Here is a 24197-nt window from a genome sequence, read left to right as displayed (position 1 = left end):
TCCATGGCGTTTGAGGCCTTCCGGCAGCGCATCGGCAGCATCATCGGCGGGTTTGATGCGGCCCAAGCCCATCGCCGTCTGCGCGGGTTCCGCGCCTCCCGCGCGCATGTAAACACGCTGATCGCGGCCTCGGGCGACACGATCACCGCCCGCGCCCGATGGCTGGTGCGTAACAATGGCTATGCCGCAAACGCCGTTGAGAGTTTTGCCAGCAATGTCGTCGGTGACGGGATCAAGCCGTCGTCGAGCATCTCCGACGCAGCCAAGAAGGAAGAGTTGCAGGCACTGTGGCTTGCCTGGACAGATGACGCCGATGCCGAAGGGTTGACCGATTTCTATGGGCTGCAGCGTCGCGCTGCCCGCGAGGTGTTCCTGTCGGGCGAGGTGTTCATCCGAATTCGGCCCCGCCGGGCGGAAGACGGTCTGACCGTGCCGTTGCAACTGCAGATGTTACCTGCAGAAATGTTGCCCCTCGACATGAACCGCACGCTGCCCGGCGCGGGGCTGATCCGGCAGGGCATCGAGTTCGACGGCATCGGCCGCCGCGTGGCCTATCACTTTCTGCGCCGCCATCCCGGTGATTTGACCGATCCCGGCCTCACCAATGAGACCGTCCGTGTGCTCGCCGCAGATGTGATCCACGTACTCGACCCTGTGGAAGCTGGTCAGTTGCGGGGCGTGTCACGGTTTGCCGCTGCAATCGTCAAGCTCTTCACGCTGGACCTCTACGACGACGCCGAGCTGGAGCGCAAAAAGATCGCTGCAATGTTCGCGATGTTTATCACCTCGCCCGCGCCAGAAACCCCGCTGGAACCGACCGAGGATGATCTGGAAGTCGAGCCCGGCCAGGTGGTGCGGCTGGATCCCGGCGAGGACGTGTCGACCCCGGCCACACCGGACTCGGGCGGCACCTACGAGCTGTTCCAATACCGGACGTTGCTGCAAATCGCTGCGGCGCTAGGCATTCCTTACGGCTACCTGACCGGCGATACGGCGAAGGGCAACTTCTCGAACACGCGGATCAGCCTCATAGAATTCCGCCGCCGCATCTCCGCCTGGCAGCATGGCGTGCTGGTCTATCAGCTGTGCCGCGCCGTCTGGGTGCGCTGGATGGACACGGCAGTGTTGTCGGGCGCGCTGGACCTGCCCGGCTATGACAGCCAGCGGCGGCAATATCAGGCCTGCGCCTGGTTGCCGACCAAATGGGACTGGATCGACCCGATGAAGGACGCATCGGCCGAGATCCTTCAGATCGAGGCGGGTCTGAAGTCACGGACACAAGCCTTGGCAGAGCGGGGATACGACGCCGAGCAGGTCGACCGCGAGATTGCTGCCGAGCGTAAACGCGAACTGGCGCTGGGCCTCGACTTCCGGCGTCCGGGGTCGCCCGCGCAGGGGCCGGGCGAAGGCACGGCGAAAGATGCGGATCAGGACAGCGCCAAGGACGACGAGGTCGACGACACCGGCGACGAGAAACTTGACCTCAAGGAGGGCGAATGATGCACCACGCCCAAATCGCCCAGCGCGCTTTCAACACGCCGTTGATGGTCGACCCGGCCAAGGCGCTGGCCTTTCTGTCCGGGCTGGGCCCGCGCATTACCGGGCAAGAGATCACCTTTCATGGCATTGATCTGCCGTCCGCTGGTGCTGAACAGGCGACCCCACCCGCCCGCGCGTCGCTGTTTGGCCATGATCTCGCCCAGCGCCATCAGCGCAATGGCAGCCAGCCCTATGCGGTAATTGATGGTATCGCGGTGATCGAAATCGCCGGAACGCTGGTGCATCGCGGGGCGTGGATCGGGCAATCCTCGGGGCTGACCTCCTACGAGGGGATCGCTGCTCAGCTTCAGGCGGCCGTCGCGGATCCGAGTGTGCGTGGTATCGCTCTTGATATCGACAGCTTCGGCGGCGAGGTGGCCGGTGCCTTCGATCTGGCTGATCGTATCCGGGCGGCACGGGTGCAGAAACCCGTCCACGCCTTCGTGGCGGAACATGCGCTGTCCGCTGGCTATGTTCTGGCATCGCAAGCCGACCGGATCATTCTACCGCGCACCGGGGCTGTTGGCAGCATCGGGGTCGTGGCGCTGCACACCGACATGAGCGGCGCACTGGACCAGAAGGGCATCGCCGTCACACTGATCCATGCAGGATCGCACAAGATCGACGCAAACCCATATCAGCCGCTGCCCGAGGCCGTGCACAACCAGATGCAGCGTGAGCTGGAGGTCGTGCGCTTCCTCTTCGCCGAAACTGTCGCCGCCGGTCGCGGGGATCGGCTGACCCACGCGGCAGCGCTGGCCACAGAGGCCGCCGTGTTTCGCGGGGCCGATGCCATTGCCGCCGGTCTGGCCGACGAGTTGGCCGATCCGGTCACCGCATTTCGTTCCTTCTCCGCCGCCCCGCGCGGCACCAATCCCACCAACAGAAAGGGTCCACAGATGACCACCACGCCTACCGACACCCCGAGCCCGGCACCTGTTTCCACTTCACCCATGACACCGCACACAACGACCACTGCCGAGACGGCACCCGAACAGCCTGTTGAAGCCGCCGCATCCACGCTCACGCACGACGCAACCACCATGACCGCCGACGCCGTCCGTGCCGAGGCGGCCGAGGTGGCGCAGGTCTGTGCCCAAGCCGCGCGGCTCGGCGTGGCCATCGATGCGGCCGATGCCGTGACACGTGGCCTGAAACCCGAAGCCCTGCGCGCCCGCGTGCTGGCCGATCTCGCCGCACGCAGCGATGCCGCTGGCATCATCGCCACCGCCCCGGCTGCTGACGCCGCGAAAGACAGCCCGATCATTGTTGCCGCCAAGAAGGCCGCTGCGTCCTCGCGCTGAACCACCTGCCACCCCCCAAACATGGAGACCAACCAATGCCCGCCCTGACGGAACAGCCCAGCATGGGCGATGTCCTCAAATATGAGGTCAACCCGAACTACACCCGTGAAGTCATCACGCTTCTGATCGGCACGCGCTATCCGGTGGGCGCGGTCCTCGGCCGCATCACGGTCAATGGCAAATACAAGCTGGCGACCAGCGGTGGCACTGATGGTGCGCAGACTGCCAGTGCTGTGCTGCTCTATGCCGTCGACGCCACGCTGGCGGACGCCACTGGCATTGTGGTTGTGCGCGGCCCCTCAATCGTGTCGCGCGCGGGCCTCGCCTATGACGCCACTGTCGATGATGGCGCGAAGATCACCACCAAGCTCGGCCAGCTGGCTGCCGTCGGCATCATCGCCCGCGACGGCGTCTGACGCCCACCGGCGCGGCGCATCCACATCCATCCCTCTTTCCCCCGGAGCACCCCATGACCCTTGTCCGCAATCCGTTTGACGCTGGCGGCTATTCGCTGGCCGAGATGACGCAGGCCATCAACATCCTGCCCAACCTCTACACCCGCCTCGGCCAGATCGGCCTGTTCCGCTTCGAAGGCGTCAGCCAGCGGTCGGTGATCATCGAGCAATACGAGGGCGTGCTGAACCTGCTGCCCTCTGTCCCCCTCGGCGGCCCCGCCACCGTCGGCACCCGGGAAGGCCGGTCGATGCGGTCCTTCGCGCTGCCATGGATCCCCCATGACGATGTGATCCTGCCCGGCGACATTCAGGGCCAACCCGCGCTGGGCGTCTTCGACAGGGCCGACCCGCTGGTCGAGGTGATGAACCGCAAGCTGCAGCTGATGCGCCGCAAGCATGCCCAAACGCGCGAGTACATGGAGATGAACGCGCTGCGCGGCATCGTCAAAGACGGTTCTGGCACCACCCTCTATAACTACTTCACCGAGTTCGGGCTGGCACAAATCTCGGTGGACTTCCTGCTGGGCACCGCAGGTACCAACGTGCAGGGCAAAGTCCGCGAGGTCTTGCGCGCGGTAGAAGACAACCTGTTGGGCGAGGCGATGTCCTCGGTTCACGCACTGGTCAGCCGCGAATTCTTCGACAAGCTGATCGCGCATCCCAAGACCGAGGAAGCCTACAAGTTCTATGCCGCCACCGGAGCCCAACCTCTGCGTGAAGATATGCGGCGCAACTTTCCCTTCGCGGGCATCGTGTTCGAGGAATACTCGGGCACCGTCACGCTTTCCACCAAGGCGACCGAACGCTTGGTCCCCGCCAGCGAAGGCATCGCCTTCCCCTTGGGCACCATGGACACCTTCACCACCTATGGCGGGCCTGCCAACTTGCTGGAGGCGGCCAACACCATGGGTCTGCCACTCTACGCGCGCCAGCATCTCGACGAAAAGGGCCGCTGGATCGACCTGATGACGGAGGCCTCGATCCTGCCGGTGAACAAGCGGCCGCGCATCGCGATCCGCCTGCAGACCTCGAACTGACGAGCCCACCATGAACGTCTTTGTTGCCGCCATGGACCGCATCTATGCAAACCCCTCCATGGCGGTCGCCGCGCTCTGGATCTCGGCAACCACCTCCGATGAACGCACGATCCGCGTCATCCGCCGCGCCCCGGATCGCATCACCGAGTTCGGCGCGGGCCGCTTTGTCAGCGATACCACGATGGTCGACGTGCGTCTGTCCGATCTGCCGGATCCCCATCCCGGCGATCTGATCGTGATCGGCACCGACAGCTTTACCATCCAGGGCGAGCCGATGCGTGACCGTGAACGGCTTGTCTGGTCGCTAGACCTGAGGCCAACATGAGGCTGCGGGTCAATATCAATCCCGACATTGCCGCCCTGATGCAGGCCGAAATCGCTGCCGGTGAAAAGGCGGTGTCGGCGGCCATGCGAGAGGCAGGCGGCAGCTTGAAGTCGGCCTGGCGCACCCAGATCACCGGTGCTGGGCTGGGCACAAGGCTGGGCAACAGCATCCGTCTGGCAACGTTCCCAAGGACCAGCAACAGCCTGAACGCGGCGGCGCTGGTCTGGTCAAAAGCCCCCGTGATCATCGGCGCGCATGATACCGGCCCGCTGATCCGTTCCAAAGATGGCTTCTGGCTTGCCATCCCAACCGCTGCTGCTGGCAAGAGCACCAGAGGCGGCCGGATCACCCCCGGCGAATGGGAACGTCGCACCGGATTGCGCCTGAGGTTCATCTATCGCCGCCGAGGCCCGAGCCTGCTGGTAGCCGAGGGGCGGCTGAATACAAAAGGCCGCGCTGTGGCGAGCAGGTCCAAGACTGGACGCGGGGTGGCGACCGTGCCGATCTTCCTGCTGGTGCCACAGGTCAAGCTGCGCAAACGGCTGGATCTGGCGCGGGATGCAGAGCGTGCAGTGGATGGTGTGCCGGGGTTGATTGTGGAGAGGTGGAGTAGCAGATTATCGGGCTGATTCCTCAGACAACACCAGCTAGCAGCGCGTCAAGCACTGTCGCGGTAACTGCTCCCACAGCCATGTCACCAAAGGCACTTCGGAATTGATCGGGCGAAACCGACCCTGCTCGCAGAACACGGCCTGCGGCCAAAGCGCCAGAAACGAGCGCCGAAGTTGCGACAGCCTCGCCGACTTCATGAAGCAGTCCATCGCCGGGCAAACCGGAGAAGACGTGATCGACATTGGCTGTCAGATGCTCGTTGGACAGCCCTGAGCTGGCTACTCCGTCGATCTTGTCCGCAACTTCTGTTGTAGCCAGGACCTCAATCTCGGGATATCGGGAAAGATGCTCGCGGATTGGCGCAACAGATGCGACGGCCTTCAGCTGAACTTCTCGGATGACGTCCCCCTCTACGAGGAACTGAACATCTGCACCCGGATGATTGGTCGCGCCGAAAACCTCGGCGGTAATCTCTCCCCCATCCGCGTTCACGCCATGAACATACAGCAGCTCGTGGTAGATGCCCTTGATATTCGAAGCGACACCCCGAAGTTGTCCCGGGTCCAGTGCGGCCACATAGGCAGCGAGTTCACCAACATCTGCATCACGCAACTGGTCAGATGACCGCCGGAGCGCGTCAAGCACCAGCCGCTCTTCAACCGACCAGAAGCGGCTGCTGTCATCAACCAGTCGCTGGAGGGTTACCGCAATAACAACGGCAGCGCTGCGCTGTCCGTCCCCTATTGCGGCGCGGCCAAGGCTGAGATCGCGATCCGGCCGATCTCTGTCCTGCAGTGATCGAGCTTGCGTTGATGCAGTAAGGCGAGCGTCTTGGTAAATGGCTGACATCCGGGAATTCCTTCTTCGTCCAGGCTCGCCTGGCTCCAATATTGGTTGATCTGATTGGCCAAAGGGATCAGCGCATGCTCGGCGATGAGGCGCATTTCGGCACTGGTTGTCGGTGCGCCATTCTCGATCTGTTGCCGGATCGCCTTGATCAACGTGATGCAGGCCACGAGGATAGCCTTCTCGTGCTCGTGCAGATCACCTTCGGGTCTGGGCTTACCGAAGAGCCATCGCTTTGCTACAAGACCGCCGCCGACTCCAATGCCTATGCCGGTTCCCGCCAAGATCACTCCTCCAGCAGCGGTCCCGAGACCGATGATCGAGCCCACCCAATACAGCTGCGCCGTTGTTGCCGCTGCACCAGTGAGTGACCCTATCGCGGCGCCGGTCCCAGCGGTACCGAAAGCTGTTATCAGGGTGGCGATACCGGTCACAGCGGCAATACCAGTTGTTTTGCCGATCACCGTGTTGACGAATATACGTGTTCGTTTTTCGGAGTCCTGCCGGATGGCCGCGACGATCGCGTTCAGGTTTTCTTCCAAGTGCTCAAGTGAGCTTGCTTTCGGCTTTTCATTCCACCCGAACCTTGCCGCATTGTCCTTTGCCCAGATCTCAATCTGACTTTGGTTCGGGATATGCGGCGACAGGCGCTCATGCTGCCGCTTGCCCCAAGCGACAGCTTTCTCAAAATGCGGCGCTGCCGCTTCGACCTCTGCTGCGCCGCGTTTCAATGCCTTCTTGGCGTATCCGTATGCATTCGCAAGATTTTCTTTCAATTCAATCGCTTTCGGACCGCTGCAGTCTTGATCACTACATGTCACTTTCCGTCGAGAGTCCACCAAACCCATCGGATACCATGCCAACAACCCGAGAAACCGTCCTCGCAGCGCTTCATGCACGGCTGCAGCCGCTTGCTGCCCTCACCTTGCGAGAAGAGGTTCTCCCCGAACGGATCCCAGCGGCCGGGCTGATCATACTACGCGACGGCCAACCCGGCGAGCCGGAGGTCACATTGTCGCCGCTGCGCTACCACTATGAGCATCGCGCCGAGTTGGAGGTGATCGTCGAGGCAGCCGGAAATCGGGCCACTGCCTTCGACGCGCTGATCGCTGAGATCGGCACAGCATTGGAAACCGACCGCGCCCTCGGCGGCCTCTGCGACTGGGTCGAGGCAGAGGCCCCTGCCTCTGTCGATCTGCCGGTTGAGGGCGCTGTTACCCTGAAAGCGGCGGTGATCACCGTCGTTTTGCACTACACCACCACGGGCCCGTTGGCCTGACACCCCGACAATTAGGAGAACGATATGGCACGAGCGCAAGGCGCCCGGGCGCAGATGGCGCTTGGCTTTGAGACAGTTTACGGCACCCCGCCGGTGAGTGGGTTCCGGTTGATGCCCTTTGCGCGGGCGACGCTTGGCGCGGAACAGCCGTTGCTGGAATCCGAACTTCTGGGCTATGGACGCGATCCGCTCGCCCCGATCAAGGATGCGGTGACAGCCGACGGCGAGGTGGTGACCCCGATTGATGTCGAGGCCTTCGGCTTCTGGCTGAAGGCGGCTTTTGGGCAACCGACCACAAGCGGCACTACGCCCAAGACCCACACGTTTCAGTCGGGCAACTGGACGCTGCCGAGCATGTCCATCGAGACGGCGATGCCGGAAGTGCCGAGATTTGCGATGTATTCCGGCTGTGTGTTGGATCAACTGTCCTGGCAGATGCAACGCTCGGGTCTGCTGACCGCCACCGCCCGTCTTATCGCCCAAGGCGAAACCATCGCAGCCACAACGGCCGCTGGCACACCAACCGCTCTCGCTCTTCAGCGCTTCGGCCATTTTAACGGCACCGTCAAACGCAACGGCACGGCGCTGGGCAACGTCGTCTCCGCCGAGATCACCTATTCCAACAATCTCGACCGCATCGAGACGATCCGCGGCGATGGCCGCATCGATGGGGCTGATCCGACAATGGCGGCCCTGACGGGGCGGATCGAGGTGCGGTTTTCCGACACAACGCTGGTCACGCAAGCGATCGACGGCAGCCCCTGCGAGTTGGAGTTCAACTACAGCCTCGGGGCCAACGCCAGCTTCACCTTCACCGCTCACGCCGTCTATCTGCCCCGCCCGCGCATTGAGATTGCCGGACCCCAAGGCGTGCAGGCCAGTTTTGACTGGCAAGCCGCCAAAGCCACCAGCCCGGCTCGTATGTGCACCGCCGTCCTTATCAACACCCTTACAGGATACTGATCATGATCCGACTGAACCTTACCGCCGTCCCAGAGTGGCTGGACCTCGCGCCCGGCCTGCGTTTGCTGGTGGCTCCGCTCACCACCGCGCTGATGGTCTCAGCCCGCGCCGATCCCGCCATCGAGGTCATGCCTGATACGGCCACGACCGAGGAACTCGCGCTCGCCATGGCCAAGGCCGTCGCACGCCGGGCCGTGCTGGATTGGGAGGGTGTCGGTGATGACGTGGGCAATTCCCTGCCAGTCACACCCGATGGTATCGACGCCCTTCTGGAAATCTGGCCGATATTCGAGGCCTTTCAGACCCAATACGTCGCGCGGGGCCTGATCCTGGACGCGGAAAAAAACGTCTCCGCGCCTTTGCCGACTGGTCCTTCGGCGGGGGCGACAGTTATTGCGCGGCGTGCGAAGGGCGCTGCCCGGACTGCCCCAAAAGACTGAACCAGCCACAAACGCGGGAGGGTTGGCAGGTCTGGGATCTGGTCGGCCGCCTCGGCGGGCAGCTGCGGGTAGTCCCGGGCGCTGTGCTGGGCTGGGACATGGGTGCTGCCATTGCACTTGCCCAAGCGCTAGGCATCGACACCCTGATCGCCGCCGAACTGCTGCCCGAAATCGAGGCCGTGATGGTCCGCAAAGTAAACGAACAGATGGAAGGAAGCCGCGATGGCTGAAAAACGGGTATCCGTCCGCCTCGTGGCGGAAGGCGGCCGCCAGGTGCGCGCCGAGCTGGAAGGTGTTGGTGAGGCCGGGGCGCGCGGGTTCGGACGTCTGTCGCGCGAGATGGACATGGCCAATGCCCGCGTGGCCGCTTTCGCTCGTCGTGCCACGCTGGCTGCAGCCGCCGCAACGGCGGCGCTGGCCGCCGCCGGGGCCGCTATGATCCGCTCGGGCCTGCAGACGGTGGACGCGCAGGCAAAACTGGCGCAGTCGCTCGGGACGACCGTCGCCTCGATCCAGACGCTGGAGCGGGCGGGTGAACTGGCCGGTGTGTCGATGTCCGGGATCGAGCAGGCTACGAAGGATCTGACGCGGCGGTTGAGCCAGGCGGCTGCAGGGACCGGGCCCGCTGCTGATGCGCTGGACCGGCTGGGTCTCTCGGCCGCCGACCTGATCGCCCTGCCGCTGGACCAGCGTGTCGGTGCAATCAATGCGGCCATTGAAGACTTCATACCTGCCGCCCAGCGCGCCGCAGTTGCGGGGCAGTTGTTCGGCGAGGAAGGCTCCATCGCCATGTCGCGGATCGACACCGCGACACTGCGGCAGGCGACAGAGGATGTCCTTGCTTTCGGCGTCGTTGTTTCCGAGCAGGACGCCGATCAGATCGAGCGGACCAACGACGCAATCTCCCGGCTTGGGCTGATCTGGCGCGGCGTATCGAACCAGCTGGCGGTCGCGGCGGCTCCGGCCTTGGAAGCAGTTGCAAATGCGCTGGCAGCAATGGCCCGCACGACCGGCCCGGTGGGCATCGCGATCACGGCACTCTTCGACAATATCGGACGCCTGACGACTTATGCCGCTACCTTTGCCGCCGTGATGGCAGGGCGCTGGGTCGCCGGAATGGCTGTAGCTGCCCTCTCGGTGCGCGGGCTCGCCACTGCCCTCGTGTTCCTGCGCGGGGCCCTGATCCGCACCGGTATTGGCGCGCTGATCGTCGGCGCGGGCGAGCTGGTCTATCAGTTTACCCGGCTGATGGCCGGTGCCGGTGGCTTTGGTAACGCGATGGGTTTGCTCTCCGACCTCGCCTCCGAGGTTTGGGGGCGCATCGGCCTCGCGCTGGACGCAGCACTCGCGCGGATGGCGGCAGGCTGGGAGGGGATGAAAGCCACAGCGCTGACTGCGCTCGATGGTGCCGTCACCGGCGTGTTCAGCTTTGGTGACCGGTCGGTGGCTGTGTTCCAGGGCGCTTTCGATGCGATGAAGGCGATCTGGGGATGGCTCCCCGCTGCCATTGGCGACTTCGCGTTTCAGGCGGCAAACGGGCTGATCAGCGGTGTGGAGTCGATGCTGAATGGTGTCGTCACCCGGATCAATGGCTTCATTGCGACGCTGAACGCAGCGCTGGATCTGCTCCCCGAATGGGCCACCGGCGAAGGCGGCGTGCGGATCGGCACGCTCGATCCGGTGACCCTTGGCGGGATCGACAACCCCTTCGCGGGTGCGGCTGAAGCGGCCGGTGCTGCGGCAGCTGACGCGTTCTCCGCGGCACTGGGGCGAACATACGTCGATACGCCTGATCTGGGACTGGGGGCTGCGGCCGACGATGCCAGCGCCCGGGCCGATGGCTACCGCGAGGCAGCAGGCATGCTGGCCGATGCTGCCAGCCGTCCTTTGACAAGCTGGCAGGCGCTGCGTGACGCGATGACCAGCGCCGGTTCCGAGGCCGAAACGGCCCTCGCGGATGCTGCCACCTCGGCGGATGCGCTCGGGGTTGAACTGGATGACACAGCGACCGCTGCCGGTGGTGCAGGTGCTGCAGCGCGCGCAGCCGGGTCGGCAGCTGCCGAGGGTGCGGAACAGGCGGCGACTGGCTGGGGCGCGGTTACGGCTGCGTTGGCCGACTATGCTAACAAGGCCCGCGATATCGGCGGCGATATAGGCCAGACGCTGGTCGGGGCGTTCCAGAGCGCCGAGAACGCCGTGGGCGACTTCGTCAAAACCGGCAAGTTGGACTTCAGCAGCCTGGTCACTTCGATGCTTGCTGATCTGGCCAAGCTGGCCGCGCGGCGCTTTATTCTCGGGCCAATCGCCAATGCTTTGTCGGGTGCGTTTGGCGGCTCGGGCGGGTTGTTCGCAAACATCCTGCATTCAGGCGGCACAGTTGGCGTCGCAGGTAACCGCCGGATGGTGCCTGCCATGGCCTTCGCCGGTGCCCCGCGCATGCACTCCGGGGGCTGGGCGGGACTGCGCCCTGACGAGGTTCCAGCGATCCTACAGCGCGGCGAGCGTGTTTTATCCCGCCGCGAAGCTGCTGGATATGGCCAGGGACAGAGCGCAGCGCCGAATATCTCCGTCACAATCATGTCCCGCGATGCGGAAAGCTTTCGGCAATCCCGCACACAGGTCGCGGCTGATATCGCCCGTGCCGTTTCTCTCGGTCGGAGGGGCATGTGATGGCGTTCCACGAGGTTCGGTTTCCCGACAACATCAGCCGTGGTGCGCGCGGCGGGCCGGAACGGCGCACCCAGATCGTGGAACTGGCCTCTGGAGACGAAGAACGCAACGCCAGCTGGGCGAACTCCCGGCGGCGCTTTGATGTCGTCTACGGCATTCGCCGTGCAGATGATCTGGCTTTGGTGGTTGCCTTCTTCGAGGCCCGGAACGGTCGCCTGCACGGCTTTCGGTACAAAGATTGGGCGGATTATAAATCCTCAGTGCCCTCGCAGGGAATATCCGCGACTGATCAGCAGATCGGGACCGGCACAGGCAGCCTGAAGACCTTCCAGCTGGCAAAACACTATGCATCCGGCGCGCAAAGTTGGACGCGGATGATTGCCAAGCCCGTGACTGGTTCCGTGCGGATTGCGCTGGGCATGGTGGAGCAGACGTCGGGCTGGGCGCTCGATGCCACCACCGGCATGATCACCTTTACCACAGCCCCGGCCAATGGCGTCATTATCCGCGCAGGCTTCGAATTCGATGTCCCTGTGCGCTTCGACACCGACACGCTCGACGTTACCCTCGACATTGAACGGCTAGGCTCGATCACGTCCATCCCGCTGCTGGAGATCCGCAGATGAAATCCCTTTCCCCTGCGCTGCAGGCGCATCTCGATGATGGCACGACCACCTTGTCCTGGTGCTGGCGGATTTCGCGGGCGGACGGCGTGGCGCTGGGCTTTACTGACCATGATCGGGCGCTGGTATTCGATGGGACAGAGTTTGAGCCCAAAAGCGGGTTTGCCGCCTCGGAAATCCGCTCCGGCTCCGACCTTGCCGTTGATGCGCAAGACGCGAGCGGCGTGCTGACCTCGGACCGCATCACCGAGACGGACATCCTCGACGGGCGCTGGGACAATGCAGCGGTGGAGCTGTGGCGGGTGAACTGGGCCGACACCAGCCAGCGGGTGCTGATGCGACGCGGGGCTGTGGGTCAAATCCGGCGCGGGCGGATGGCCTTCGTGGCGGAAGTGCGGTCGCTGGCGCATGTGTTAGGCCAGACCGTTGGGCGGACGTTTCAGGCGGGGTGCGATGCGGCGCTGGGCGATGTGCGCTGCGGGATCAATCTGGAAAACACCGCCTACAAGGGTGCGGGCATGATTACCGACCTGTTGCGTGACCGCGCGTTTATGGCCTCGGGTCTATCGGCGTTCGAGGCGGGCTGGTTCACATCCGGCACGATCACCTGGACCAGTGGTGCCAATACCGGGCGCATCATCGAGGTGCTGGCGCATGATCTGGCAGACAGCGTCACGACACTGACCCTGCTGGAAGGGCCGGTGCGTGCCATCGCCGAGGGCGACGCCTTTGTCGCACGGGCTGGTTGCGACAAGCGGATCGTGACGTGTGGCACGAAATTCGCCAACACGGCCAACTTTCGTGGGTTCCCGAACATCCCTGGTCAAGATTCAGTCCTGCGCTATGCCAGTCAGGACGGCGGGCACGAAGGCGGGGTGCTGTGAGGCAGTCTTTGTCCGGAGCAGATCCTGCCTTGGTTGTCGCCACCGCACGAAGCTGGCTGGGCACGCCCTACCATGACCAAGCCAGCCTGCGTGGCGTGGGTTGTGATTGCCTCGGACTTGCGCGCGGCGTCTGGCGCGAGGTGGTCGGCAATGAGCCTTTCACGATCCCACCTTACAGCCGCGATTGGGGCGAGACCGGACCCCACGAGGTGCTGGCGGATGGGGCGCGACGCATGATGATTCCGGTTGCACTGACTGACGTCGGTCCCGGCGCGCTGGTCCTGTTTCGCATGGCGCCGCGCGCCATCGCCAAGCATGTCGGGATCCTGACGGAGCCCGACATGTTCATCCATTCCTATGAGCGGCTGGGCGTCGTCGAGGAAGCTCTGACCCCGGTCTGGCGGCGGCGCATCGCCTTTTCCTTCTTTTTTCCTCAACACTGAGAGTCCAAACACATGGCATCGCTTGTACTCGGGGCGGTTGGCGCCACGATCGGTGGCTCCATCGGCGGCACCCTGCTTGGCGTCAGCGCATTCAGCATTGGCGGCTTCATTGGCTCGACCGTAGGATCCATGGTCGACAATTGGATTGTGTCGTCCCTCGCGCCCGCCCAACGCATCGAAGGCGCGCGGCTCGACGGGTTGCGCATCACCTCTGCGACCGAAGGCGCTGTAATCCCGCGCCTCTTTGGCCGGATGCGGCTTGGTGGCAATATCATCTGGGCCACTGATTTCCGCGAGGAAACCAAGACCACGACCCAAGGTGGCGGCAAGGGTGGCGGGGGCGGCGCGAAGGTCACGACGACCGAGTATCTCTACTATGCCAGCTTCGCCGTGGCGCTTTGCGAGGGCGAGATCACCGGCATCGGCCGCGTCTGGGTCGACGGCAAACCGATGGATATGACCGGTGTCACCTGGCGCTGGTATCCCGGCGACGAGACGCAGACCCCCGATCCGTTCATCACCGCCAAGATGGGCGCGACCAACACCCCCGCCTATCGGGGCACGGCCTATGTCGTGTTTGAGGAGCTGAACCTCAGCGGTTTCGGCAACCGCCTGCCACAGATCAGCTTTGAGGTGTTCCGGCCGCTCGCAGATGCGGACACCGCCGAGGGGCTGGTCAAAGCCGTTACCCTGATCCCGGCCTCGGGCGAGTTCAGCTACGCGACGGTGCCAGTGAAGAAATCGAGCGGCGCTGGCGGCGCAACCGTCGCCGAGAACCTGAATGCGATCTCCGACACTGCCGATATTGTCGTGGCGCTGGACCGGCTGCAATCCATGGCACCAGCCGTGGAAAGCGTATCGCTGGTGGTGGCTTGGTTTGGCGACGATCTGCGGGCTGGCAGCTGCAAGGTCCGTCCCGGCGTCGAGGTAGCGGCCAAGTCGACCACGCCCTCAGCCTGGTCGGTGAATGGTGTCAGCCGCGCCAATGCGATTCTCGTCAGCCGCGACGCCGAGGACCGACCTGTTTATGGCGGCACCCCGGCAGATTTCGCGGTGGTGCAGGCGATCAAAGAAATGAAGGCACGCGGTCTGCGCGTCACTTTCTATCCGTTCATCCTGATGGATGTGCCGCCCGGCAACGTGCTGCCCAACCCCTACAGTGCCAATGCCTCGGCGATAGGCCACCCCGCATTCCCGTGGCGCGGCCGGATCACATGCTCCCCGGCGGCAGGCTTTGCCGGGACCGTCGATAAAACTCCAGCAGCGGCAACGCAGGTCACAGCCTTATTCGGCACGGCGACACCTGCCAGCTTCGGCGTCTCAGGGGAGAGCGTCAGTTGGACCGGCCCCGCTGGCGATTGGGGTCTGCGCCGCATGGTGCTGCACTACGCGCATCTGTGCAAAGCCGCCGGGGGTGTCGATGCTTTCCTGATCGGCACTGAGATGCCGGGCCTGACCACGATCAGGTCGAACGCCACCACCTACCCGGCAGTGCAAGCCTACCGCGATCTGGCAGCGGCCGTGCGGTCGATCCTCGGGTCCGGCACCAAGATTAGCTACGCCGCTGACTGGTCGGAGTATTTTGGCCACCAGCCGGGCGACGGCAGCGGCGATGTGTTCTTCCACCTCGACCCCCTCTGGGCCGATGCCAACATCGATTTCATAGGCATCGACAATTACATGCCGCTCTCGGATTGGCGTGACGGGTTTGATCATGCCGACGCCAGCCTCGCGCCTGCAATCTACGACCGGTCCTACCTGCAATCCAATATCACCGGCGGCGAAGGCTTTGACTGGTTCTATGCCAGCTTGGCCGACCGGGCGGCGCAGGTCCGGACGCCGATCACCGACGGTGCCGCCGCTAAGCCGTGGGTCTACCGCTTCAAGGATCTGCGATCCTGGTGGCAAAACCCACATTTCAACCGGCCGGGTGGGGTGGAAAGCGGAACGCCCACCGCGTGGGTGCCGCAGTCCAAACCGATCTGGTTCACCGAGCTGGGCTGCCCGGCGATTGATCGGGGCACCAACCAGCCGAACGTGTTTTTTGATCCAAAGTCGTCTGAGAGTTTCGAGCCGCATTTCTCTCGGGGGTGGCGGGACGACGCGATCCAGCGGGCTTACCTTGAAGCGACCTATCTGTTCTGGGGTGCCGCGGTGAACAATCCAACTTCCTCTGTCTATGGCAACCGGATGGTCCATGTGCCGGAATGCGCCGCCTGGACTTGGGATGCGCGCCCTTATCCGTTTTTTCCCGAACTGACAGATGTCTGGACCGATGGTCCGAACTGGCGGCGTGGGCATTGGCTGACCGGACGGTTGGGCGCGGTGTCGTTGGCGGCGCTGGTTCGGCACCTTTGCCTGCGCGCTGGCATGCCGGAGGAGCGGATCGATGTCTCCGGCCTTTGGGGCGGTGTCGAAGGCTATGTGATTTCGGCGCTGGAAGCTCCGCGCGCCTCGATCTCTACACTCGCACGGCATTTTGGCTTCGATGCGGTGGAAAGCGAGGGGCGCATCAAGTTCCTGATGCGCGGTCGGATTGCCAGCATGAACATCGCGCCCGACGCGATGGTCGCGTCATCATCGGAAGGCGACGTCATGGAACTCACCCGCGCGCAGGAAACCGAACTGCCGCAGGCGCTCAAATGGCAAGTCGCACGTGCGGATGAGGATTATGATGCAGCACAAGTCGAAGCCCGGCGCATCACAGTGGACACGACACGCATCGCTTCCGAGGCCTTCCCGATGGCGGTGCCGCCAGAAGAAGCCGAACGCCGCTGCCGTCGCGCGCTCATGGAGGCATGGGTTGGCCGCGAAACTGCCGTGTTCCGCCTGCCTCCCTCACGTCTGGCGCTGGATCCCTGCGACGTGATCCTGCTCGACCATGATGGCCGCCTGACGGAACTGCGGCTGGTGTCCATCGCGGACTCGGACCTGCGCAGCATTGATGCCGTGCGCCAGGACCGCGCCGTCTACGATCTGCCGCCCGGTGATCCACGCCCCGCATCATTGTCGACGCCCGTGGTATTCGGGTCGCCCGATGTGGTTCTGCTCGATCTGCCGCAGCTGCGTGAAGATCAACCCGCGCATCGCCCCTTTGTCGCCGCCCATGCCAGACCGTGGCCGGGCGCAATCGCTGTTTACCGCAGTGCCGCGATGGATGGATTTGAGCTGCTGAACACATTTGGCACCCGCGCGCGCGTGGGTCGGTTGGCTGCGGACTTCTTTGCCGGTCCGGTATCGCGCTTCGATCTTGGCAACGCGCTGGAGGTCGATCTGTTCTCGGGCACGCTGGAAAGTGTCACAGACATCGCCTTGCTGGGCGGTGCAAATGCGCTGGCCATTGAGGCCGCCGCTGGGCAATGGGAGATCGTCCAAGCGGGGAATGCCGAGCTGCTCGCGCCCGGACGCTATCGCCTGACACGTCTACTACGCGGCCAGCGTGGAACCGAAGGGGCGATTACAAGCATGGTGCCGACCGGCACACGGGTGGTTGTTCTGGATAACACGCTGGCATCACTGCCCATCGCTGAGGCTGATCTGGGCCTGCCATGGAACTGGCGCATCGGCCCAGCGTCGCGGCCGGTCAGCGATGACACCTTTGTCGCGATCAGCTTCACGCCCGAAGGCGCTGGGCTGCGGCCCTTCTCGGTGGCCCATATCGAACAGCCGTGGCGAACAGCGCGCAGCCCGGGTGATCTGACGATCCGCTGGACGCGCCGGTCGCGATCCCTCGCCGCCGACAATTGGGGCATGGGAGATGTGCCCTTGGCCGAGGACTTTGAGACCTATGAAGTGGAAATCCGCGATGGCGAAACCGTCAAACGCACGCTGACCACCAATACAACCAGCGTCTTCTACACCGCGGCCCAGCAGACAACCGATTGGGGCGCACTGCTCGGCCCCGACCAATCCCTCGCAATTCGGATCTATCAGCTCTCCGCCCTGATCGGCCGGGGCGCTGGGCGGTCCGTTACCCTCATCTTCTGAAGGCTATCATGTCCGACATTACCACCCATCTCCTGCTGCCCTACATCCTGGCATCGCAGGCCCAAAAACATGTCACCCACAATGAGGCGCTTCGGCTGCTGGACGCTATGGTGCAGCTGAGTGTACTCGACCGGAGCCGCACCACGCCACCCGCATCGCCAGCCGACGGCGACCGATATATCGTGGTTTCTGGTGCCACCGGCCTTTGGGCAGGCTGGGATCTGAATGTGGCCTTCTGGGTCGATGGCGTCTGGATGCGGTTGGTCCCGCGCCCGGGTTGGCTGGCCTGGATAGCCGCAGAACAGGCATTTGTCGTCTGGAACGGGACCGCCTGGGATGTCGTCGGAGAACCGGTGGATGTATCAGATGCCATCTTCAGTCTGGTGAATGCCGTCGATCCGACAAAGCGTGCGCTGTTCTCGCTGTCAGGTATCAGCACCGGCACGACCCGCAGCTTCACCTTGCCGAACACCTCCAGCGAACTGGCAATCCTCGCAGGCACCCAGACGTTCAGCGGCAACAAAACCTTCTCGGGCACGCTGACGGCGTCGGGCACTGTCACAGTTTCAGCAGCGGCAGCATCCATCGGCACAGCAACCACGACGGCCACATATGGAATGGGGACCGGGGCCACGACGACTGGGGTCACCAAGACCCTGAATCTCGGGACTGGTGGCGCATCGGGCTCCACCACCATCGTCAACATCGGCTCGGCCACCGCAGGGGCTGCCGGGGCCACGGTGGTGAACACGCCAACCGTCACTTTCGCCAATGCCGTGACGCTGGTTGGCATGCCACAGGCAAACCTGACCGCCCAGCTCTTGGGGCTCGGTGGTGCGACCGCTGACAACTTCAATAGGCTCTCAGTCAACACCCCCGCCATGCTGTTCAACAACGCAGGCGCTGGGATCGAGGCGACCTTCAACAAGGCCGCGCCAGCCAACGACGCCGCTTTCGCTTTCAAGACCGGCTTCTCGGCGCGGGCACTGATCGGATTGTTGGGCAGCGACGATTTCAGCTTCAAGGTCAGCCCGAACGGATCGACCTTCTTTGATGCCATCCGGATTGACCGCAGCTCCGGCCGGGTCGAACTGCCCGAACCGCTGCATATGCCAAGCCTGCCCGCCGCCCCGGACCCGCCGCCTGCGGGCAAGCTTGCGGTCTACGCCCGGGATCGCGCAGGGGCGGGATGGCTCGACGTGCAGCGCCCTTCGGGCCGGTTCTTTCCGTTGCAGCCCCACTTCGGGGTGAACCGGATCGCAACATGGGCCCCATCGAGCAGCACGACGGTCAACACCAATGGCATGCCGCGCACCGCCGTGGGCACTGTGGCGACGCCAACGCTCACCACCATCGGTCTGGCCGACAGCATGCGGCGCTGGCGCGTCAGCAGTGCCGCAACCGCGAACGCTGCCGCCGAAGAACGCTCCGCAGGCTGGGTCTGCTGGCGCGGTAATGCTGATGGCTTGGGTGGGTGGAACTACGTCAACCGCCTCTCGCTAAACGTTCTTCAGGCCACCGGCATGGGCTTTTTCGGGCTTTATGGGTCAACTGCGGCATTGGCCACCACGCTGACATTGGCAGCTGCGGCGAACTGCATCGGGATCGGCTTCCAGCGCGGCACCCATACCAACTGGCAGCTGGTGCACAACGATGGTACCGGCGCACCGAGCCTGACGGATCTGGGCGCTAGCTTCCCGGTCAATAGCCTAACGAACGTGCTGACGCTCTACATCGCCGCCGCGCCAAACGGGCAGGATATTGGCGTGCGGGTGGTCGAGGAGGTCAGCGGCGCAGCCGTCGAGTTCACCATCACCACCGACATGCCTGCCACTACCCAGCTCTTAAGCCCGCGCAATTACATGAACAACGGCGCCACGGCAGCGGCGGTCGCCTACGACTGCTCAGGTGTTTACGTCGAGACCGATTTCTAAAGGACCGAACCATGACAGAACAAACCACACTGCTGCAGGATGTTGGCGCTGCCTTTCGCGACCACGGCATCACCGCCGCGATCACTGCGCTGATCGGCGGCACCATAGCTCTGCTGGCCGCTGTCACACGCAAAGCCTTCACCAATGACGCTATGCTGGCGCGGCTGGACCGCGAGCTTCTGGCCGAGCGCGATCGCGTAGACCGCCAGCGCGCCGAAGACCGCGAGACCGACGCTGACCGGCTGGAACGCATCGAGGCAGACATCCGTGCGATGCGCGATCTGATGTTCGAGGCCTTCCAGCGCGGCCGCACCAACTGACCAACACATACACATCAAACCGATCCACCCCGACCCGCCCGCAAGGCGGGTTTTTTCATGCCCGGCGACGGGCGAAAGGAGCCTCCCCATGACTGCCAACACCCGTGACCCCATCCGGCTGATCCAAAATGGTCTGGAACAGCTGGGCCATTCACCTGGCGCAATCGATGGCCTCTGGGGCCTGCGCACTGCCCGCGCGATGAAGGCGCTGCTGGCCGCGAATGGGCGCGCGGCAGCCGTCGCCCCGCTGGGCCCCTTGCCTTGGATCACGGAGGCCAAATCTGCCTTGGGGCGTCATGAAGCCCGTGATCGCTCCTGGCTGATGGACTGGTTGAAGCGTGATGGCCGGTCCTTAGGCGATCCGTCGAAGAACCCATGGTGCGGGGATTTCGTGGAGACCTGCATCCGCGTGGCGCTGCCAGACGAGCCCTTGCTGGGAGCGCTGGGCACCAATCCCTACTGGGCCCGCAACTGGTTGCTGTTCGGGCAGGAGGTGAAGCCGACACCCGGCGGGGTGCTGGTGTTCTCGCGCGGCTCTGGTGGCCATGTAGGCTTCGCCATTGGTCAGGACGACACGCATTTTTACGTGCTCGGCGGCAACCAGTCCGACGCGGTCACCATCGCCCGCATCGCCAAGTCACGCCTTTTGGGCGTCCGCTGGCCCGCGACCTATCCGCCCCGCCCGCAACGCCTGCCGACCATGATGCCGGGCGAATTCCTCGCAACCACCAATGAAGTATGAAGAGGAGAAAATCATGCTGAAACCTACAATCCTCGCGCTGATCCGCCAAATTCTGACCGTCGCTGGCACCGCGCTGGTGGCCAAAGGCTATGTCGAAGCGTCCGATATTGAACCAGTGATCGGAGCACTGCTGACCATCGGATCGGTGGTTTGGTCGGTTGCCGACAAACGGGCGAGGTAGAGCCAACTGCGGTGGAGCGGTCATTCGAGACGTCCATCTTGAGTGACCGCAGTGCGGACTTTTCTGCGGTTCGCTGCGCTTGCCACTAAGGGCCGCTATCGAAAATGGAAAAGTGCTCGAAGCAGTAGTTTTCAACATTGTCACATGGGAACATAGGCTTGTCGATGTGGCCTCCATTGCCGGTAGTTGTTTCGACAGATGGCAAAACAAACAGGATTTACACCTACACCTTGCAGGCAATAACGTAGGTAGGCAGGGTTGAAAATAATCCTTGCCTGACAACCCGTTCGAAAAGGCGTCATTCATGGGCGATTTTAAAAGGCAATTGCCTTAATCTAGTAGTAGAAAGGCGGTTCGACTGATGAAGATTTTCTTAAGCCACAGCTCACGCCAGAAGCTGCTCGTTCGAGAAGTGCGACGACAGTTGCCGGATTTTATTGATGTCTGGCTCGACGAGAAAGACATCAATTTGGGAGACAATCTGTATGAGACATTGGATCATGCAGTAAGAAACGATAGCAACTACGTCCTACTTTTTTTGGATGATTTTGCTGCAAAATCTGACTGGGTCAAAAAGGAAATTGAATGGGCACTCGATAAGGAGCTGAATGTAAACTCACCTGTGCTTCTCCCATTTGTCGTGGAGAAGTCGGCATTGTCCGTTATCAGCCAGTATGACCTCGATAAGAGGAAGTACATAAGCTGTTTGGATTTTAGCGAAGAAACCATCGCCTCGGCTTGCAGGCAATTGGTGAACGAGCTTTTTGCAATCTCTGTGCGATCGCAGAAAGTTCCGGTGACGGAAGCCAAGTCGGCCGAGAGTACTTTCCTAAATGCAGAAAGAACTTTTGCACGGTACGCCAAAGCCTTCAGAGAGGAAATCTACCCGTATCGCCGGGAAAACCCTGTTCGGAACGATGAACTACTGCAGTTGGTTAACTTGCATCATGGGTGTGACTTTAGAGATGTTGAGGGCATGCGTGCAGTTTTGGGGCGTCTTAAGGAATCCAATCAACTGCAAGGCTATTTTTTCGACCAGGAAATTGCGTTCTTAGCAAACGAGAGTGTTAGCCAAAAACGTGAACTAGGAGAAGCAGCCAAGAAAGCCATCGCTAAAGCTGCAGCTACAATGATCGAGGATGACATGGTCATCTGCATTGATGGTGGCTCATCCACGCATCAGATGGTGCTGGAGTTCTGTGGCTTTTTGGAGGCTCGCCTTGTCTATGGGGTTCAAATATTAACAAACTCAGTGACAATTGCTTCGGAGATAATGCGTTGCCTTACTGATATCGACGGAAACGAACGTAATGCTTCTTGTTCAGTGTTCTTGATAGGCGGGGTTTGCCGACCTGTGTCGCTGTCAACAGTCCAGCAAGACGCTGATGAACAGATATCCAAATTTCTAACCAAGGCTGGCGTGGAAGAATTCGATATCTGCTTTTTGGGTGCTAATGGAGTCCACGGAGAGATCGGACTGGCAAACAAAAGTAAGACAATGATCAGTACCAAACGTGTTATGTTTGAAAGGTCTAAAAAGAGCGTCGCGCTAATTGAAGGCAGAAAATTTGGGATCGAGCAGAAGCTGACGTTCGCGGAGTTTGGTCCAAAATTATCGATCATCACCGACGAAACAGCTCAGCAAGCATGTGACCTTGCTAAGATTGAGAAAACGGGTTCCAAGATACTGATATGTTAGGCTGAAGAAATGGCATCGACTCTAGTCTTTGATATTGATGGTACGTTGATTAACAGTGAGAAGAGAGTTCTTCCTGACAACATCAGCCTCTTACAGTATTTGCATCGAGCAAAGGGGGTTAAGATAATTCTAGCATCTGCTAGAGCGCCAAAGTCGATTGAAGTGATTAGGTCGCAGATTGAAGTCGAATGCGGAGTTGTTGCTTTTAATGGAGCATTCTGCTTCGCATACGGAGAGTTTGATGTGAATTCTTCGGCGCATCTTTCAACACCGCTCGGTTTCGAAGAAATTAGCCTCGCGCTCGAAGTAGTCAAAGGAAAGGATTTAACGGCGTCGCTGTTCTCTCGGGACGACTGGTTTGCAAATCGAGAAGACTATTGGTTGAAACGCGAGATTCGCGGTACAGGGCTCCGTCCAGATAAGATTGGACAGGATTGTTTGCTTGAGCTTGCTGCCAAAAAATCGGTCTATAAACTGATGTTTCGTGGAGCTGAAGCTGCCGTTTCTCAAGCTCTCGCTGACCTTAAGGCCAGCTGCCTAACGAAGGCGGTCAACCTATTCTCGGATCGGCCAACGATTATTGAGATAAGCCCAATTTCAGCGTCTAAGTACCAAGGAGTAGTGAGTCTGATCGACGCGGCATCGAGCGATTTTAGTGATGTGTTAGTCTTCGGAGATGCTGACAATGACCTAGAGATGATAAGTAAATTTTCGAACTCAGTCGCCATGGGAAATGGATCAATAGCAGTCAAGAAGGCTGCAAGGTTTGTAATCGAAGACAATAATGCGCCAAGTATCGCCAATTTTCTGACCAATTGGTTTCGTGAGAAATGACCAACAGTCCTGTGGCCTAGGTGGCACTATTGAAAAATGCCGTGTTTTCAGGCTCATGACAGAATCCAGACTTAGTTTGTTATGTATTTGGTGGTTGCGGTGACAGCCAACATCCATGCAAGACGCAGAAATCAAAATCGTGGACTCTTTTAAGACTTTCGCTGCAACAATCATGAAGGTCCACTCTCGTCGGAAGCTCCCCGACTGTTCACTGAACACAAACTGGCCGCAACATGTCATCGGTGTCTAGTTTCAGGGCACTGCGCCACAGGGGCGTCTTGAAGACGTGATGCACATGTTTGCCGTCGCGCTCTTCATGGGTCTGTACAAGCAGCCCTACCCATTCAAGCGGGTGCAAGACGCAAGATGAGAAGGCGACCATTTCGCGCCATCCCGCATTGTCCCAATCATGTTCTTCGCCATAGAACGCCGCGAACAACGCGCCTTCGGTTGTCCCGTGATCTGCCTCGACGTTGATCACGTTCATCCAGACATCCCACTTGCCGAATGGACGATCCTCAAAGCGCGCATAGGACGCGTGGTCGATCTGGAGAATGAAGAAGGGGACCAGATCAGCGAATAGCTTCCCCGGTGTCTGTGCCAGTTCCGTACCGCGCTCGGTCAGCCGGAATTCACCTTTGAAGTGCCGCCCCAATCGCAAGGTGATTAAGAGGTAATGCAGGAGCTCGAGCGGCGGGAACTCGTATTCGTTGATGACTTTGTTGTAGCGGAACATCTCCTCCGCGCTGCTGCCAGGCCAGTCAAAATGCTCCACGGCCCAGTGGACGAAGACGCGCTTGAACGCCTTGCTCTTGGTCAAACCGATGGCCCCGTGCTTCTGCGCATACTGCAGCGTCAACAGCGCTGCGCGCAGCAACGGCGAGTGCTTCAGGTCAGGATGGTCATCGTGGAAAATACGAAACTCGATCATGGCTGGATGCTGCCACAAGGTTTTAGAGCAAGCCAGATCCAAAAAGGCCCCCTGCTTTAGGGGGGACTCGTCAAACGTTGACAAGGCGTTGACAAGAACTGCACAAGCAAAAGCCCGACTGATTAGGTCGGGCTTTAAGCGTTTGATTT

Annotated in this window: 24 protein-coding genes; 21 read left to right on the top strand and 3 right to left on the bottom strand. The window is 61.6% G+C overall.

The annotated features are described in order from the left end of the window. Positions 1–3: 3 nt before the first annotated feature. Genes H147_RS0117585 through H147_RS0117560 form a run of 6 tightly spaced genes read left to right on the top strand, consistent with a single transcriptional unit; the run spans position 4 to position 5289 of the window. The gene (locus tag H147_RS0117585; RefSeq protein WP_019956712.1) at positions 4–1500 is read left to right on the top strand and encodes a phage portal protein; all 1497 of its coding nucleotides are present in this window, start codon (positions 4–6) and stop codon (positions 1498–1500) included. Continuing rightward, positions 1497–2843, top strand: a complete 1347-nt coding sequence (locus tag H147_RS0117580) for a S49 family peptidase (RefSeq protein ID WP_019956711.1) — start codon at positions 1497–1499, stop codon at positions 2841–2843. Before H147_RS0117585 ends, H147_RS0117580 begins: the two co-directional genes overlap by 4 nt. Before the next feature lie 35 nt (positions 2844–2878). Beyond that, the gene (locus tag H147_RS0117575; RefSeq protein ID WP_019956710.1) at positions 2879–3259 is read left to right on the top strand and encodes a head decoration protein; all 381 of its coding nucleotides are present in this window, start codon (positions 2879–2881) and stop codon (positions 3257–3259) included. 53 nt (positions 3260–3312) lie between these two features. Beyond that, the gene (locus H147_RS0117570) at positions 3313–4335 is read left to right on the top strand and encodes a major capsid protein (RefSeq protein ID WP_019956709.1); all 1023 of its coding nucleotides are present in this window, start codon (positions 3313–3315) and stop codon (positions 4333–4335) included. A 10-nt stretch (positions 4336–4345) separates the two neighbouring features. Next, positions 4346–4660, top strand: coding sequence for a head-tail joining protein (locus tag H147_RS0117565; protein WP_019956708.1), 315 nt, complete (start codon positions 4346–4348; stop codon positions 4658–4660). Beyond that, complete coding sequence (locus H147_RS0117560; protein WP_019956707.1) at positions 4657–5289, top strand: DUF6441 family protein; 633 nt, start codon at positions 4657–4659, stop codon at positions 5287–5289. Before H147_RS0117565 ends, H147_RS0117560 begins: the two co-directional genes overlap by 4 nt. 4 nt (positions 5290–5293) lie before the next feature. Here the strand turns inward: H147_RS0117560 and H147_RS21085 are convergent, their stop codons facing one another. Together H147_RS21085 and H147_RS20425 are read right to left on the bottom strand one after the other, a co-directional pair. Next, the gene (locus H147_RS21085; protein WP_162561706.1) at positions 5294–5884 is read right to left on the bottom strand and encodes a hypothetical protein; all 591 of its coding nucleotides are present in this window, start codon (positions 5882–5884) and stop codon (positions 5294–5296) included. 128 nt (positions 5885–6012) lie between these two features. Beyond that, on the bottom strand, positions 6013–6894 hold the full coding sequence (locus tag H147_RS20425; RefSeq protein WP_162561705.1) for a hypothetical protein: 882 nt from the start codon (positions 6892–6894) through the stop codon (positions 6013–6015). Positions 6895–6974: 80 nt separating this feature from the next. Here H147_RS20425 and H147_RS0117545 point away from each other — a divergent pair, with 80 nt between their 5' ends. The 15 genes from H147_RS0117545 (at position 6975) to H147_RS0117475 (ending at position 23117) form a co-directional block, all read left to right on the top strand. Then, positions 6975–7397 (top strand): hypothetical protein, encoded by a 423-nt coding sequence (locus tag H147_RS0117545; RefSeq protein ID WP_019956704.1) that lies wholly within the window; start codon positions 6975–6977, stop codon positions 7395–7397. Between the two features lie 24 nt (positions 7398–7421). Then, positions 7422–8360 (top strand): phage tail tube protein, encoded by a 939-nt coding sequence (locus tag H147_RS0117540; RefSeq protein WP_026352655.1) that lies wholly within the window; start codon positions 7422–7424, stop codon positions 8358–8360. 2 nt (positions 8361–8362) lie between these two features. Next, complete coding sequence (locus H147_RS0117535; RefSeq protein ID WP_019956702.1) at positions 8363–8800, top strand: phage-derived protein YdaY family protein; 438 nt, start codon at positions 8363–8365, stop codon at positions 8798–8800. After that, positions 8797–9030: a DUF7697 family protein gene (locus H147_RS21630; protein ID WP_446001676.1), complete on the top strand. Its 234-nt coding sequence runs from the start codon at positions 8797–8799 to the stop codon at positions 9028–9030. The genes H147_RS0117535 and H147_RS21630 overlap by 4 nt, the downstream gene beginning before the upstream one ends. Further along, the gene (locus H147_RS0117525; protein ID WP_019956700.1) at positions 9023–11470 is read left to right on the top strand and encodes a phage tail tape measure C-terminal domain-containing protein; all 2448 of its coding nucleotides are present in this window, start codon (positions 9023–9025) and stop codon (positions 11468–11470) included. The genes H147_RS21630 and H147_RS0117525 overlap by 8 nt, the downstream gene beginning before the upstream one ends. Next, positions 11470–12096 (top strand): DUF2460 domain-containing protein, encoded by a 627-nt coding sequence (locus tag H147_RS0117520; RefSeq protein ID WP_019956699.1) that lies wholly within the window; start codon positions 11470–11472, stop codon positions 12094–12096. Before H147_RS0117525 ends, H147_RS0117520 begins: the two co-directional genes overlap by 1 nt. Beyond that, positions 12093–12977 (top strand): phage/gene transfer agent baseplate hub protein, encoded by an 885-nt coding sequence (locus tag H147_RS0117515; protein ID WP_019956698.1) that lies wholly within the window; start codon positions 12093–12095, stop codon positions 12975–12977. Before H147_RS0117520 ends, H147_RS0117515 begins: the two co-directional genes overlap by 4 nt. An 8-nt stretch (positions 12978–12985) precedes the next feature. After that, positions 12986–13420, top strand: coding sequence for an NlpC/P60 family protein (locus H147_RS0117510; protein ID WP_026352654.1), 435 nt, complete (start codon positions 12986–12988; stop codon positions 13418–13420). Between the two features lie 12 nt (positions 13421–13432). Further along, entirely contained in the window at positions 13433–17407 is a 3975-nt protein-coding gene (locus H147_RS0117505; protein ID WP_019956696.1) for a baseplate multidomain protein megatron, read from the top strand. Between the two features lie 8 nt (positions 17408–17415). Continuing rightward, a complete protein-coding gene (locus H147_RS0117500; protein WP_019956695.1) occupies positions 17416–19341 on the top strand; it encodes a DUF2793 domain-containing protein in 1926 nt (641 codons plus the stop codon). An 11-nt stretch (positions 19342–19352) separates the two neighbouring features. After that, positions 19353–19661: a hypothetical protein gene (locus tag H147_RS0117495; protein ID WP_019956694.1), complete on the top strand. Its 309-nt coding sequence runs from the start codon at positions 19353–19355 to the stop codon at positions 19659–19661. Positions 19662–19749: 88 nt separating this feature from the next. Beyond that, a complete protein-coding gene (locus H147_RS0117490) occupies positions 19750–20403 on the top strand; it encodes a TIGR02594 family protein (protein WP_019956693.1) in 654 nt (217 codons plus the stop codon). 13 nt (positions 20404–20416) lie between these two features. Further along, complete coding sequence (locus tag H147_RS21210; protein ID WP_169379870.1) at positions 20417–20584, top strand: Pam3-gp28 family putative phage holin; 168 nt, start codon at positions 20417–20419, stop codon at positions 20582–20584. Positions 20585–20945: 361 nt separating this feature from the next. After that, positions 20946–22283 carry a TIR domain-containing protein gene (locus H147_RS0117480; protein WP_019956691.1) on the top strand — a complete coding sequence of 446 codons (1338 nt, stop codon included), beginning with the start codon at positions 20946–20948 and terminating at the stop codon, positions 22281–22283. 9 nt (positions 22284–22292) lie between these two features. Further along, positions 22293–23117 carry a Cof-type HAD-IIB family hydrolase gene (locus tag H147_RS0117475; protein ID WP_019956690.1) on the top strand — a complete coding sequence of 275 codons (825 nt, stop codon included), beginning with the start codon at positions 22293–22295 and terminating at the stop codon, positions 23115–23117. 208 nt (positions 23118–23325) lie between these two features. Here H147_RS0117475 and H147_RS0117470 read toward each other — a convergent pair whose 3' ends face one another. Next, entirely contained in the window at positions 23326–24048 is a 723-nt protein-coding gene (locus tag H147_RS0117470) for a hypothetical protein (RefSeq protein WP_043700316.1), read from the bottom strand. Positions 24049–24197 lie beyond the last annotated feature (149 nt).

This window comes from Yoonia vestfoldensis DSM 16212 (assembly GCF_000382265.1).
Lineage (GTDB): Bacteria > Pseudomonadota > Alphaproteobacteria > Rhodobacterales > Rhodobacteraceae > Yoonia > Yoonia vestfoldensis.
This window is presented reverse-complemented; position numbering and strand designations above follow the sequence as displayed.

Coding starts and splice junctions, on each gene's coding strand:
- H147_RS0117505 (WP_019956696.1), top strand. CDS start 13,433: ATGGCATCGCTTGTACTCGGGGCGGTTGGCGCCACGATCGGTGGCTCC.
- H147_RS0117565 (WP_019956708.1), top strand. CDS start 4,346: ATGAACGTCTTTGTTGCCGCCATGGACCGCATCTATGCAAACCCCTCC.
- H147_RS0117585 (WP_019956712.1), top strand. CDS start 4: ATGGCGTTTGAGGCCTTCCGGCAGCGCATCGGCAGCATCATCGGCGGG.
- H147_RS0117535 (WP_019956702.1), top strand. CDS start 8,363: ATGATCCGACTGAACCTTACCGCCGTCCCAGAGTGGCTGGACCTCGCG.
- H147_RS21210 (WP_169379870.1), top strand. CDS start 20,417: ATGCTGAAACCTACAATCCTCGCGCTGATCCGCCAAATTCTGACCGTC.
- H147_RS0117495 (WP_019956694.1), top strand. CDS start 19,353: ATGACAGAACAAACCACACTGCTGCAGGATGTTGGCGCTGCCTTTCGC.
- H147_RS0117570 (WP_019956709.1), top strand. CDS start 3,313: ATGACCCTTGTCCGCAATCCGTTTGACGCTGGCGGCTATTCGCTGGCC.
- H147_RS0117480 (WP_019956691.1), top strand. CDS start 20,946: ATGAAGATTTTCTTAAGCCACAGCTCACGCCAGAAGCTGCTCGTTCGA.
- H147_RS0117515 (WP_019956698.1), top strand. CDS start 12,093: ATGAAATCCCTTTCCCCTGCGCTGCAGGCGCATCTCGATGATGGCACG.
- H147_RS0117540 (WP_026352655.1), top strand. CDS start 7,422: ATGGCACGAGCGCAAGGCGCCCGGGCGCAGATGGCGCTTGGCTTTGAG.
- H147_RS0117470 (WP_043700316.1), bottom strand. CDS start 24,048: ATGATCGAGTTTCGTATTTTCCACGATGACCATCCTGACCTGAAGCAC.
- H147_RS0117575 (WP_019956710.1), top strand. CDS start 2,879: ATGCCCGCCCTGACGGAACAGCCCAGCATGGGCGATGTCCTCAAATAT.
- H147_RS0117580 (WP_019956711.1), top strand. CDS start 1,497: ATGATGCACCACGCCCAAATCGCCCAGCGCGCTTTCAACACGCCGTTG.
- H147_RS0117500 (WP_019956695.1), top strand. CDS start 17,416: ATGTCCGACATTACCACCCATCTCCTGCTGCCCTACATCCTGGCATCG.
- H147_RS0117490 (WP_019956693.1), top strand. CDS start 19,750: ATGACTGCCAACACCCGTGACCCCATCCGGCTGATCCAAAATGGTCTG.
- H147_RS0117560 (WP_019956707.1), top strand. CDS start 4,657: ATGAGGCTGCGGGTCAATATCAATCCCGACATTGCCGCCCTGATGCAG.
- H147_RS0117545 (WP_019956704.1), top strand. CDS start 6,975: ATGCCAACAACCCGAGAAACCGTCCTCGCAGCGCTTCATGCACGGCTG.
- H147_RS0117520 (WP_019956699.1), top strand. CDS start 11,470: ATGGCGTTCCACGAGGTTCGGTTTCCCGACAACATCAGCCGTGGTGCG.
- H147_RS0117475 (WP_019956690.1), top strand. CDS start 22,293: ATGGCATCGACTCTAGTCTTTGATATTGATGGTACGTTGATTAACAGT.
- H147_RS0117525 (WP_019956700.1), top strand. CDS start 9,023: ATGGCTGAAAAACGGGTATCCGTCCGCCTCGTGGCGGAAGGCGGCCGC.